This window comes from Streptomyces sp. NPDC039424, from assembly GCF_055639495.1.
Genome location: NZ_JBVKAI010000021.1, coordinates 107,343 through 120,013, shown reverse-complemented (window position 1 = coordinate 120,013; position 12,671 = coordinate 107,343). Strand labels below are relative to the sequence as shown.

11 protein-coding genes are annotated in these 12,671 nt (G+C 74.3%); 7 read left to right on the top strand and 4 right to left on the bottom strand.

What is annotated here, in order from left to right:
• Positions 1–118: 118 nt before the first annotated feature.
• Together ACZ7L0_RS36175 and ACZ7L0_RS36170 are read right to left on the bottom strand one after the other, a co-directional pair.
• On the bottom strand, positions 119–874 hold the full coding sequence (locus tag ACZ7L0_RS36175) for a dienelactone hydrolase family protein (RefSeq protein WP_471246802.1): 756 nt from the start codon (positions 872–874) through the stop codon (positions 119–121).
• A gap of 442 nt (positions 875–1,316) precedes the next feature.
• On the bottom strand, positions 1,317–1,937 hold the full coding sequence (locus tag ACZ7L0_RS36170; protein ID WP_471246801.1) for an L-threonylcarbamoyladenylate synthase: 621 nt from the start codon (positions 1,935–1,937) through the stop codon (positions 1,317–1,319).
• 330 nt (positions 1,938–2,267) lie between these two features.
• On the opposite strand from ACZ7L0_RS36170, the gene ACZ7L0_RS36165 reads away from it, so the two are divergent.
• Positions 2,268–3,803, top strand: coding sequence for a helix-turn-helix domain-containing protein (locus tag ACZ7L0_RS36165; protein WP_471246800.1), 1,536 nt, complete (start codon positions 2,268–2,270; stop codon positions 3,801–3,803).
• A gap of 118 nt (positions 3,804–3,921) precedes the next feature.
• Here ACZ7L0_RS36165 and ACZ7L0_RS36160 read toward each other — a convergent pair whose 3' ends face one another.
• Positions 3,922–5,163 carry a cytochrome P450 family protein gene (locus tag ACZ7L0_RS36160; protein WP_471246799.1) on the bottom strand — a complete coding sequence of 414 codons (1,242 nt, stop codon included), beginning with the start codon at positions 5,161–5,163 and terminating at the stop codon, positions 3,922–3,924.
• Positions 5,164–5,438: 275 nt separating this feature from the next.
• Between ACZ7L0_RS36160 and ACZ7L0_RS36155 the strand changes: the two genes are divergently transcribed.
• From ACZ7L0_RS36155 to hypE, 6 genes are read left to right on the top strand one after another with little or no spacing between them, the layout of a single operon-like run.
• Positions 5,439–5,834 carry a hydrogenase maturation nickel metallochaperone HypA/HybF gene (locus ACZ7L0_RS36155; RefSeq protein WP_471246798.1) on the top strand — a complete coding sequence of 132 codons (396 nt, stop codon included), beginning with the start codon at positions 5,439–5,441 and terminating at the stop codon, positions 5,832–5,834.
• 3 nt (positions 5,835–5,837) lie between these two features.
• The gene (gene hypB / locus ACZ7L0_RS36150; protein WP_471246797.1) at positions 5,838–6,575 is read left to right on the top strand and encodes a hydrogenase nickel incorporation protein HypB; all 738 of its coding nucleotides are present in this window, start codon (positions 5,838–5,840) and stop codon (positions 6,573–6,575) included.
• Entirely contained in the window at positions 6,572–8,956 is a 2,385-nt protein-coding gene (gene hypF / locus ACZ7L0_RS36145) for a carbamoyltransferase HypF (protein ID WP_471246796.1), read from the top strand. Before hypB ends, hypF begins: the two co-directional genes overlap by 4 nt.
• Positions 8,957–8,977: 21 nt before the next feature.
• Positions 8,978–9,268 carry a HypC/HybG/HupF family hydrogenase formation chaperone gene (locus tag ACZ7L0_RS36140; RefSeq protein ID WP_471246795.1) on the top strand — a complete coding sequence of 97 codons (291 nt, stop codon included), beginning with the start codon at positions 8,978–8,980 and terminating at the stop codon, positions 9,266–9,268.
• On the top strand, positions 9,265–10,389 hold the full coding sequence (gene hypD / locus ACZ7L0_RS36135; RefSeq protein ID WP_471246794.1) for a hydrogenase formation protein HypD: 1,125 nt from the start codon (positions 9,265–9,267) through the stop codon (positions 10,387–10,389). Before ACZ7L0_RS36140 ends, hypD begins: the two co-directional genes overlap by 4 nt.
• A complete protein-coding gene (gene hypE, locus ACZ7L0_RS36130) occupies positions 10,382–11,449 on the top strand; it encodes a hydrogenase expression/formation protein HypE (protein WP_471246793.1) in 1,068 nt (355 codons plus the stop codon). Before hypD ends, hypE begins: the two co-directional genes overlap by 8 nt.
• 21 nt (positions 11,450–11,470) lie before the next feature.
• On the opposite strand, the gene ACZ7L0_RS36125 is transcribed toward hypE, so the two are convergent.
• Positions 11,471–12,586 carry a PP2C family protein-serine/threonine phosphatase gene (locus tag ACZ7L0_RS36125; RefSeq protein WP_471246792.1) on the bottom strand — a complete coding sequence of 372 codons (1,116 nt, stop codon included), beginning with the start codon at positions 12,584–12,586 and terminating at the stop codon, positions 11,471–11,473.
• Between the last annotated feature and the right edge of the window lie 85 nt (positions 12,587–12,671).

Below are 12,671 nucleotides of genomic sequence, written 5' to 3'. Positions count from 1 at the left end.
GCGCTCTCAATGTCGTGCCGAGGCGCGTGCATGTCAATAAGGTGAACACGGAACGACTCGCGCCGCGCCCCACACGTCCGGGGCGCGGCGCTGCCGAGTCAGAGGGTCAGCGGCGGAATCAGAAGGCGCGCTTCAGCAGGTCGAGCAGCGCCGCCCAGTGCCGCTCGTCGGCCTCCCGGTCGTACGCGGGGGTGTCGGCCTGCGTGTAACCGTGGTGCGCCCTCGGGTAGACCTCGCAGCGGTGTCGTACACCCGCCGCCGTCAACGCGTCCTCGAACCGCTTGACCTGCTCCTCGGGCAGGGACGGGTCCTGGTCGGCGTGGCCGAAGTAGACCTCGGCGGTGATGTGTTCGGCGGCCAGGTGGGGGCTGTCGGGGCCGTCGGTGGCGAGCCGCCCGCCGTGGAACCCGGCCGCCGCGGCGACCCGGTCCGGGTAGGCGCCCGCGGTGACCAGGACCAGCCGGGCGCCCATGCAGTAACCGGTCAGCGCCACCGGGCCGTCGGCGACCAGGGGGCTGTCCGCCAGCCACCTCAGATAGGCGTCCGCGTCCCGCCGGGCGAGGTCGGGCGTCAGCGAGTGTACGAGCGGGCCGAGCCGCTCCCAGATGCTCGGGTCGGCGGCGGGGTCGATGAACTCGGGCAGCTCCACGACCGGGGCCCGGCCGTCGCGGTAGAAGACGTTCGGCACGAGGACCGTGTACCCGGCCCCGGCGAGCCGGTCGGCCATCGACCTCAGGTGCGGGCGCAGTCCGTAGGCGTCCTGGTAGAACAGGACGGCCGGACGGGGCGTGCCGTCGCCGGGATGGGCCAGGTAGGCGTCGGCGGTGCCGTCCTCGGTGGGGATGTCCACGGCGGTGCCCTGTACGGCGGTCATGGCGAGAGTGCCTCCATGCGAAGCGGTCGCCGGGGTGCCTCCCTCCCCGGCACGGCATACACGACCATGCTGTCACGCAAGCCCCCGACGACCCCACCGGCCCCACCCGACGCTCCGCTCGGCAACCGGGCCGGGGCGGTGAAGGTGAGCGGTCCTTCTCCGGAGGCTGCGTGCCGGGCCACGCGTCCGGGGCGGGGTTCGCCGGACGGTTCCGCGTCCGGTGGTCTGTTCGGTGGCCGGGCGGGGGGAGTGGCGGCGGCTGATCGGTGTGGTGGCGAGGTGGAGATGCGTGCCGAAAAGCGCTGCGCGTCCCGCGCGCGGGTGCGGCTGGGCCGGGGTGGTCGGTCCCCGGCGGTGACGCGGGCGCGGGTGGGCGGCTCTCCGGGAGATCACGTGCCGGGGCACGCGTCCGGGGCGGGGTTCGCCGGACGGCCGGCCGGGGTCACTCGAAGCGTGACGTGTCGCCCGCTCCCCGGCGTACGATCTCCGCCTCTCCGCCGGAGAAGTCGACGACCGTGGTGGGCTCGGTGCCGCAGTCGCCGGAGTCGACCACCGCGTCCACCACGTGGTCGAGCCGGTCCTTGATCTCCCAGCCCTGGGTCATCGGCTCCTCCTCGTCGGGCAGCAGCAGCGTGCTGGACAGCAGGGGCTCGCCGAGTTCGGCCAGCAGGGCCTGGGTGACCACGTGGTCGGGGATGCGCACGCCGACGGTCTTCTTCTTCGGGTGCAGCAGCTTGCGCGGCACCTCCCGGGTCGCCGGGAGGATGAAGGTGTAGCTGCCGGGCGTTGACGCCTTGACCGCCCGGAACACGTCGTTGTCGACCCGCACGAACTGGCCGAGCTGCGCGAAGTCCCGGCACATCAGAGTGAAGTGGTGCCGGTCGTCCAGGCGGCGGATCGAGCGGATCCGGTCCATGCCGTCACGGCTGCCCAGCTGGCATCCCAGCGCGTAGCAGGAGTCGGTCGGATACGCGATGAGCGCCCCCGAGCGCACGGCGTCGGCGACCTGCGCGATGCTGCGCGGCTGTGGATTGTCGGGGTGCACGTCGAAGTACTTCGCCATTGGACGAGCTTATGCCGTGGTGCGGGCGGTCGCGGCACACGCGGGCCGCGACCCGCAGACGCACGGGCCGAAATCACGCCGGAACTTCCTGGTGTGGCCGGTGCGTTCCGGGGCACACGAGAAACGAAGCGCCCGGGGACTTCCCCCGGCCCCGGGCAACGCGTCTCCGCCGGCGGCCACCTCCCCCCGTGCCCGCCGGCGGAGCCGTACCCTCCGGCAGCGCCGGAGCGGAAAAGGAATTCCGCTGGCCCCGAGCCGCGCGTGGGGTACCTTTCCCCTCCGTACGCCGAGGTCAACGCGTGACGCGAGAGGCGAGGGGAGAGGCCCGAGGTGGCTGGGCGAGCGGACGAGGGGCCGCACACACCGATGCCGCGCCGCGGCACCTGGGCCGAAGAACTCCTCGACCAACTGCGCCCCGCGGCCCGCGATCCCCGCCGGCTCGCCGCATGGCTCGCCCGCACCGTGGACGCGACGGTCTGTCTGCGGGGCGGCGACGGAGCCCTGCTCGCCGGAGAGCCGATGACGCTGGACGACACGCTCGTCGCGGACGTGGCCGCCGGCCGGATCTCCGCCGCCTCGCTGGAGGACGCGGGCCGCCATGTCCGCCTCGTCGCGGTGCGCCACCAGCACCAGCCGCACCCGGGCTCGACGGGCGTGCTGGCCGTGGCCCGCAGGGCCCCCTTCGACCGGCATGCCGCCGAGATAGTCACCCACGCCGCCGGAGTCGTCGAACTGCTGCTCAGGGAGCGCGCGCTGACGGCCGCCGGGCGCAGGCTGCGGCGGGCCACCGCCGACCTGCGGCTGGCCATCCTGCAACTGCTGATGGTGGAGGACACCGTCGCCGCCCGCCGGGTCGCCGCCGGACTCTGGCCGGGCCTGCTCGACACCGACAGCGCCTGCGTCTACGTCGTCGAGAGCTCCCCCGAGGACCGGGACCGGCTCGCCGAGGAGTGCCTGGCCGCGACCGACGGCGAGGCCCTCGTCGTGCGCTGCCCGGCGATGGACGGGCACGTCATCGTGGTCAGCCCCGCGGCCCCGGCCGAGGAGCGACTGCGCGCCCTCGTCGGCGGACGCCCCGGGACCTACCTCGGCGGCAGTCTCCGGCTGAGCCTCGCCCAGACCGCCGGCGCCTACGGGCAGGCGATCAGCGCCCTCGCCGTCGCCCGGTTCCGGCCCGACCAGGCGGCGGTCTACGCCGAACGCACCCACCCGGCGCGGCTGATGGACCCGGCGGCGCTGCACGCCTGGTCCGCCGAGGTGTTGCGCCCCCTCGACGCCCTGCCCCACCACACCCGGGCCGAACTGCTCGCCACCACCCGGCTGGGCCTTGAGTTCACGGCCGTGAACGCGGCCAAGGTGCTGGGCGTCAGCCGCAACACCGTGCGCGCCCGCATGGATCGCGTCGAGGGCCTGCTGGACACCGACTTCTCCGACCTCACCGTCCGCGCCGTCGCGCACCTCGCGCTGAACACCCAGGCGAGCCGCGCGCACACCCCCGACGACGCGCGGGCGACCGGGACGCGTGCCGCGCGGCTGGACGGCCTGCTCACCGGGACCGCGCTGCGCACCTGGGCGCACGACCTCCTCGGCCGCCTGACCCAGGACGGGCGGGACCTGCGCGGCACCCTGCGCGCCTGGATTGCCGCCGGCGGCAACGCCGAACGCGCCGCTCAGGACCTCGGCGTGCACGCGCAGACCGTACGCGAGCACGTCCGCGGCGCCGAACCCGTCCTGGAACACCGGCTCCTCGGCGCCGGTGCCGACCTCTACGAGGTCGTCCTCGCCCATCTGGCCGTCGGTGACCTGTCCGCACCCGCCCTGGACGGGGCGAAACGGGGCCCTTCGGACGCACCTGTGCACGGGTGAGCCCTCCGCGTCCCCCGGCGGGCATCGGCACGATACCCAACAGGCCTGCCCCCACGTACCTTCGGCAGTCCCGGGGGCACGACCGGAACGGGGGACCGGTCGGGCCCCCACCGGGGGTTCAGCTCCCCAGGGTGACCGGCACCTCCTGCCACCCATGGGCGATGAACGACGGAACCTGCCGCAGCTCGCCGTCCGCCACCGCCAGCCGCAGACCGGGGAAGCGGTCGAACAGCGCGGGCAGCGCGGCCAGGGCCTCCACCCGGGCCAGCGGCGCGCCGATGCAGCGGTGCACCCCGATCCCGAACGCCAGATGGTCGTCCGCCCCGCGCGCCGCGTCGAACGCGTCCGCGTTCGGCCCGTAGCGCGCGGGATCCAGTCCGGCGGCGGCGTACGTCGTGATGATGGCGTCCCCGGCCGCGATGGTGACGTCCCCGACCTTCAGGTCCTCGACCGCGAAGCGCAGCGGCAGCGAGGCGACCGAGGGGTGCACCCGCAGCGTCTCCTCGATCACGCCGTCCCAGCCGATCGCGCCGGCCCGCACCGCCGCCAGCTGCTCCGGGTCCCGCAGCAGCGCCACCGCCGCGTTGCCGATGAGATTGACCGTGGTCTCGAAGCCCGCGCCGATCACCAGCAGCAGCGTGTACAGCAGCTCCTCGTCACTGAGCCGGTCGCCGTCCTCGTCCCGGACCCGGATCAGCTCGGTGGTCATGTCGTCGCCCGGCCGCTCGCGCTTGTACGTGATCAGGCCGCCCAGCACCGTGCCGATGCGTTCCTGCACGCGCGCGGCGTGCTCCGGGCTCGTGTCGGAGGTGTCCATGATGGCCGCGACGAGCCACGCGGTGTCCTCCCGCATCTCCTCGGGCACACCGAACAGTTCGCAGATGAACCGCAGGGGCAGCGGATGCGCGAGCCCCGACCGCAGGTCGACCACCCGGCCCCCGGCCCCGGCGGACTCCAGCCCGTCGAGCAGGTCCGCGGCGATGGCCGTCACGCGCGGGCGCATCGCCTCCGTACGGCGGTGCGTGAAGCTCGGTGCCACCAGCTTGCGCAGCCGGGTGTGGTCGGGGCCGTAGGCGGAGAGCATGTTGATCACGCCCACCCAGCCCAGCACCCAGCCCCAGGAGGGGTGCTCGCCGATCTCCGGCCACAGCCGCCAGTGCCGCCGTGGGTCCTTGCTGACCCGCGGATCGAGGATGAGCTCCTTGAGGACCTCGTAGCCGGTGGGCGCCCAGGCGGGGATGCCGCCGGGCAGGTCGACGGGCACGATCGGGCCGAGGGCGCGCAGCCGGGCGCTCTCGGCCGGGATGTCGGCGCCGAACGAGTCGATGACGAAGCGGTCGATGCGGTCGGTCACGGTCACGGCGACTCTCCTGGCGGTCCGGTCCTTGGGTCCTCGCAGTACACACCGTTGACCACCGATCTCGCCCGGATGAGTGAGAGTTGGCTTCGAAAAGGCCCCTGATCTGTCTGTATCCGTGCGGAATCTGCGCGGAATCTGCGCGGACTGGTTGCGCTGCGGCAAACGACGTACGTCGCCCGCCGGTGACGGCGCGCCGGTCCGGAGCCCGTCCGGGCCCCGCCTCTAATGGGGTTCCGCGGCCCGCGCACGGACGGCCCGCGCCAGGACGGAGACAGATGCACGAGATGTCCATCGCGGTCGCGGTGATCGAAGAGGTGGAAGAGGCGGCGCGGCGAACCGGCGACGTCACCGCGGTGCGATCGGTGCGGCTCCAGGTCGGCGAACTGGCCGGCGTCGTCCCCGACGCGCTGTCGTTCTCCTTCGAACTGGCCTCGGCCGGCACCGTCCTGGAGGGCGCCGAGCTGGTCGTCGACACGCTGCCGGGCCGCGCCCGCTGCGGGCCGTGCGCGCACGAGTGGGCCGTCGGCATGCCGCCCCTGCTGAGCTGCCCGCGCTGCGACGGCGCGACCACCGAGCTGCTGACCGGCCGTGAACTGCGCATCGCCGACGTGCGCTGGGAGAGCGGCACGACGCCCGCGGCCACCCGCGAACCGATCCTCGAGGAGCGCTGAACCATGTGCCGTGTCGTCGATCTGCAACAGGCCGTCCTCGCCCGGAACGACGAGGCCGCGCGCACCCTGCGCGAGGAACTCGCGGCCCTGGGCACCACCGTCGTCAACCTGCTCTCCAGCCCCGGCAGCGGCAAGACCGCCCTGCTGGAACACGAACTCACCCTGGCCCGTGAGCGGTCCGTGCCGGTCGCTGCCCTGACCGCCGACCTCGCCACCGAGAACGACGCCGAGCGGCTGGCGCGTTCCGGCGTCCCGGTCAAGCAGATCCTCACCGACGGCCTGTGCCACCTGGAGGCCGCGATGCTCGCCCGCCACCTCCAGGACTGGCTCCCCGACCCCACCCGGCTGCTGTTCGTGGAGAACGTCGGCAACCTCGTCTGCCCGGCCTCCTACGACCTCGGGGAGACGCTGCGGGTCGTCCTCGCCTCGGTGACCGAGGGCGAGGACAAGCCGCTGAAGTACCCCACCGCCTTCGGCCTCGCCCATCTCGTGGTCGTCACCAAGACCGACATCGCCGAGGCCGTCGGCTTCGACGAGGCGGAGTTCCGCGCCAACGTCGAGCGCGTCAACCCCGGGGTCGAGGTGCTGCTGACCTCGGTGCGCCGCCGGCAGGGGCTCGGCGCCCTGCTCGACAAGGCCCTGGCGGCGGCGGAGGGCGCCGTGCCGCACAGCCCCGTCATGGCCCGCCGCCCGCACGAGCACCCCGCGCCGGCCGGCGTCACCGCCCCGTCCGGCTCGTGAGCGTCCTGCCCCCACCGGCCGAGGCCGACCACCGGACCGCGCTGCGCCGCCGGGTCACCGTGCGGGGCGTGGTGCAGGGGGTCGGCTTCCGGCCGTACGTCCACAGCCTCGCCACCTCCCTGCACCTGACCGGGCACGTGACCAACACCCCGGAGGGCGTGATCGCGGAGATCGAGGGCGCTCCGGAGGCCGTCGCCCGGTTCTGCGCCCGGATCGCCCGGGACGCGCCGCCCCTGGCCCGCGTCGACACGGTCGACCACCAGGACGTGCCCGCCACCGGATCCGCCGCCTTCACCATCCTCGCCTCCCGCGCCGGCGGCCCGGCCCGCACCCTGGTCCCGCCGGACACGGCGACCTGCGCCGCGTGCCTGCGCGAACTCGCGGACCCCGCCGACAGCCGGTACCGCCACCCGTTCGTGAACTGCACCCACTGCGGGCCGCGGTTCACCATCGTCACCGGTCTGCCCTACGACCGGGCGCACACCACGATGGCCGGCTTCCCGATGTGCCCCGACTGCGCCCGCGAGTACGCCGACCCCGCCGACCGGCGCTTCCACGCCCAGCCCGTCGCCTGCCCGGCCTGCGGCCCGCGGCTGCGCCTGCTCGTCGCGGGACCGGAGCCGGGCGGGACACCGCGGGAGGCCACCCCGCCGGACCCGGCCGCCGCCGCCCGCGCCCTGCTGGCGGACGGCGCGATCCTCGCGGTCAAGGGGCTCGGCGGCTACCACCTGGCCTGCGACGCCACCAACCCCGACGCCGTCTCGCTGCTGCGCCGCCGCAAGGCCCGCGGGGACAAGCCGTTCGCCCTCATGGCCGGGAGCGCCGACGACATCGGGCACCTCGTCCGGCTCGGCCCCGAGGAGCGCGGCCTGCTCACCGGCGCCGCCCGGCCCATCGTGCTGCTGCGCCGCCGAAACGACGCCACCGGTGCCACCGGGCCCAGCCCCGCCCCGGCCGTCGCACCGGGCAGCCCCGACCTCGGCGTCATGCTGCCGTACACCCCCGTGCACCATCTCCTGCTCGGCCTGCCGGGGGACGCCGAAGGGCCCCGGCTGCTGGTCATGACGAGCGGCAACGTCTCCGGCGAGCCGATCGTCACCGACGACCGGGAGGCGCTCGGGCGGCTGGCACACCTGGCCGACGCCTGGCTCACTCACGACCGGCCGATCCATGTGCCGTGCGACGACTCCGTGGTCCGCGTGTGCGACGGCGAACCCCTGGTCGTGCGCCGGGCCCGCGGTTACGCGCCGCTGCCGCTGGACCTGCCGGTCCCGGTGCGTCCGGCGCTGGCCGTCGGCGGCGACCTGAAGAACGCCTTCTGCCTCGGCGAGGGCCGCCGCGCCTGGCTGTCGGCCCACATCGGCGACATGGACGACCTCGCCACCCAGCGGGCCTTCGCCCGCGCCGTGACCCAGCTGGAGTCCATCACCCCGGTCCGGCCCGCGCTGCTGGCGGCCGACCGGCATCCCGGCTACCGCTCCGTCGGCTGGGCCGAGCGCAACGCGGCGGGCCGGAGCGTCGTCCGTGTCCAGCACCACCACGCCCACGTCGCCGCCGCGATGGCCGAGAACGGCCTGGACGGCACCCGGCCGGTGCTCGGCGTCGCCTTCGACGGCACCGGCTACGGCGACGACGGCGCGGTGTGGGGCGGCGAGTTCCTGCTCGCGGACTACGACGGCTTCACCCGCTTCGCCCACCTCGCCTACGTACCCCTGCCCGGCGGCGACGCGGCCGTGCACCGGCCCTACCGCATGGCGCTCGCCCATCTGCGCGCGGCCGGGCTCGCCCGGTCCGCCGACCTGCCCTGTGTGACCGCCTGCCCGGACGACGAACTCCCGCTACTGGAACGCCAGTTGGAGCGGAACCTCAACTGCGTGCCCACCTCCAGCATGGGCCGGCTCTTCGACGCCGTGTCGTCCCTGGCCGGGGTGTGCCACCGGGCGGGATACGAAGCACAGGCGGCCGTCGAGCTGGAAGCCGCCGCACTGGGCGCCTCCCCCGGGGACGGCGCCGCCTACGCCTTCGCCCTGTCGGCGCAATCCGGCGACGGACCCGTGCGGGCCGATCCGGCACCCGTCCTCGCGGCCATCGTGGGCGACCTGCGAGCGGGCGTGCCGACGGCTGCCGTCGCCGCCCGTTTCCACCGGGGGGTGGCCGGCCTGGTGCACCGGCTCTGCCTGCGTGCGCGGGAGCGGCACGGAACGGACACGGTCGCCCTCACCGGGGGCGTGTTCCTCAACTCCCTGCTCTCCTCCGCCTGCGCCGCGGCCCTGCACGGCGACGGTTTCACCGTGCTGCGCCATCACCTCGTCCCGCCGGGCGACGGCGGCCTGGCCCTCGGCCAGCTCATGGTGGCCGCCCGCGCCGGAGTTCCCGATTGACCCCACAGCGAGGAGAGACCCATGTGCCTGGCGGTACCCGGCAGAGTGCTGGACATCCAGGAACGCGACGGCACCCGGATGGCCTCCGTCGACTTCGGCGGAGTGGTCAAGGACGTGTGCCTGGAGTACCTGCCCGACCTCCAGGTCGGCGAGTACGCCATCGTGCACGTCGGATTCGCGCTGCAGCGCCTCGACGAGGAGTCGGCCCGGCAGACGCTCGAACTGTTCGCCGAACTCGGCATGCTCCAGGAGGAGTTCGGCGACCCCTGGCAAGCAGCGGAAGCAGCCGCGGGTGAGGAGGCGCACAAGTGAAGTACATCGACGAGTTCCAGGACCCGGAGCTGGCCCGCCGGCTCCTCGACGAGATCCACGCCACGGTCACCAGGCCCTGGGCGCTGATGGAGGTCTGCGGCGGCCAGACCCACTCCATCATCCGCCACGGCATCGACCAACTCCTGCCCGATCACGTGGAGTTGATCCACGGCCCGGGCTGCCCGGTGTGCGTGACCCCACTGGAGGTCATCGACAAGGCCCTGGAGATCGCCTCCCGCCCGGAGGTGATCTTCTGCTCCTTCGGCGACATGCTCCGCGTGCCCGGCACCGGACGCGACCTGTTCCAGGTGCGCTCGGAGGGCGGGGACGTACGGGTCGTCTACTCGCCGCTGGATGCCCTGCGGATCGCCCAGCGGCACCCGGACCGCCAGGTGGTGTTCTTCGGCATCGGCTTCGAGACGACCGCGCCGCCGAACGCGATGACCGTCCACCAGGCCCGCAGGCTGGGCATCCGCAACTTCAGCCTGCTGGTCTCCCACGTGCGCGTCCCGCCCGCCATCGAGGCGATCATGCGCTCCCCGGACTGCCGGGTGCAGGGCTTCCTGGCCGCCGGGCACGTGTGCACCGTCATGGGGGTCGAGGAGTACCCGGAGCTCGCCGAGCGCCACCGCGTCCCGATCGTGGTGACCGGCTTCGAACCCCTGGACATCCTCGAAGGCGTCCGCCGCACCGTGGCCCAGCTGGAACGCGGCGAGCACCGCGTCGACAACGCCTACGCCCGGGCCGTCCAGCCCGAGGGCAACCCGGCCGCCCGCGCCATGCTCCAGGACGTCTTCGAGGTCACCGACCGGGCCTGGCGGGGCATCGGCGTGATCCCCGGCAGCGGCTGGCGGCTGTCCGCGAAGTACCGCGAGTACGACGCCGAGTCCCGCTTCTCCGTCGAGGGCATCCGCACCCAGGAGCCGGCCGAGTGCCGCAGCGGCGAGGTCCTGCAAGGCCTCATCAAGCCCTACGAGTGCGAGGCGTTCGGCACCGGCTGCACCCCGCGTACCCCGCTCGGGGCCACCATGGTCTCCAGCGAGGGCGCCTGCGCCGCGTACTACCTCTACCGGCGCCTGGAGACCACCCCCGCCGCCCGGGAGGCGAGCCCCGTTGCCTGACACCACCGACACCCTGGACCTCACCGGGTGGACCTGCCCTGCCCCGCTGCGCGACCAGCCCCGGATCGTCATGGGCCACGGCGGGGGCGGCACGCTCTCCGCCGAACTGGTCCAGCACGTCTTCGCCCCCGCCTTCGGCGGCGCCACCCTGGCCCAGCTGGGCGACGCGGCCACCGTGACCCTGGGCGGTGCCCGGCTGGCCTTCTCCACCGACTCCTACGTGGTACGGCCGCTGTTCTTCCCCGGCGGCAGCATCGGCGACCTCGCCGTCAACGGCACCGTCAACGACCTCGCCATGAGCGGCGCCCGGGCCGCCTACCTCTCCTGCGGGTTCATCCTGGAGGAGGGCGTGGAGATGGAGACCGTCTCCCGGGTGGCCGAGGCGCTCGGCACGGCCGCGCGGGCGGCGGGCGTCGAGGTGGCCACCGGCGACACCAAGGTGGTCGAGGCCGGGCACGGCGACGGGATCTACCTCAACACGGCCGGCATCGGCCTCGTACCCGCCGGAGTCGACCTGCGCCCGCAGCGGGTCGTGCCCGGCGACGTGGTGATCGTCAGCGGCCCCGTCGGTGTGCACGGGGTGGCCGTGATGAGCGTGCGCGAGGGCCTGGAGTTCGGGGTGGAGATCGTCAGCGACTGCGCGCCGCTGGGCTCTCTGGTCGAGGCGATGCTCGCCGTCACCCCGGACCTGCATGTGCTGCGCGACCCCACCCGCGGCGGACTGGCGGCCTCCCTCAACGAGATCGCGGCCGCCTCCGGCACCGGCGTCGTCATCACCGAGCGCCAGGTCCCGGTCCCGCCGGCCGTCGCCAACGCCTGCGCGATCCTCGGCCTCGACCCCTTCTACGTCGCCAACGAGGGCAAGCTGGTGGCGTTCGTCCCGCGCGAGCACGCCGACGCCGTCCTGGCGGCGATGCGGGCCCACCCGCTGGGCGCCGAGGCCCGGATCATCGGTGAGGCGGTGGCCGACCACCCCGGGATGGTGGTGGCCCGCACCGGTCTGGGCGGCACCCGGGTGGTCGACATGCCGATCGGGGAGCAGCTGCCGAGGATCTGCTGACCTCGGGCGGGAAGGGCGTGCTCAGGTGATCTCCGGGCGCACCGGCTCCGGCGTGAGCAGCAGCATCGTGGCGTCGTCGCGGACGACGCCACAGTGCTGTACGAGATCCGCCCACACCCGGCCCGGCAGTCCGCCCGGGTCTCCGTCGGCGAGCGCGGCGAGCCGGTCGGCCAGCGGATAGAAGGCGCCGGCGGTGTCCCTGGCCTCCCAGACGCCGTCCGAGGCCAGGAACAGCCGGTCACCCGGCAGCAGTTCCACCGTGGCCTCCTTCGGCGGGTCCACGTCGGCCAGGCCCAGCCCCAGCGGAGCCCCCGGCACGACCTCCACCTCCCGAGCCCGCCCGGCGTGCAGCAGCAGCGGCGCCGGATGACCGCAGGCCACCAGGCGCACCGAGCGGGCGTCGGGGGAGAACTCCAGCAGGACCGCGGTGGCGAACAGCTCCGCGTGCCGTACGGCCGCCGAGTCCACCGCGAGCCTGCGGTCCAGGCGCGCGGCGACGCACTCCAGGTCGGGCTGGTCCAGCACCGCCTCCCGGAACGCCCCCAGCAGGGACACCACGGTCGCCACCGCCGCCAGCCCGTGCCCCTGCACGTCCGCCATCACCGCCCGCACACCGTACGGGCCCTCGCGCACGTCGATGAAGTCCCCGCCGACCAGCGTCCCCTGCTGCGCCGCCCGGTACAGGCCCACGCACCCCACCGCCCCCACGCGCTCCGGCAGCGCAGGCGCCACCGCCCGCTGCACGGCCTCGGCGACCGTCCGCTCGGTGACCAGCTGGGCGTCGCGGTGGCTGCGCACGAAGGACACGAAGACGCTCAGCAGCGAGACGAAGCAGATGGTGAGCAGGTCGGTGTTGCCGGGCCGGTCCAGGTTCGCCGCCGGGATGTTCAGCAGCGTGACGGCGAGGCCGCCCAGGACGGCGGTCGCCAGCGGCCCGTACGACAGCACGGCGAGCGGCGGGATGGCGCCCAGCAGGAAGCCGATGTCGAGCGGGTGCGGACTGGCCAGGGTGGCCGCCGCGACGCCCGCCAGCAGCGCCACCGGCAGCACCCGCACCCAGCGTGGCGGCGGCGCTCCCCGCAGCCAGCCGGGGCGCTCCGCGGGCCGGCGCGACGACCGGACGGCCAGATTGCCCACATGCCCACGCTACGCCCGGCGGCGCACCGGGGCCCGTGGTGCGTCCGGACAGGTCCTTAATCGCTGGACGCCGCCGCGGGCCGGG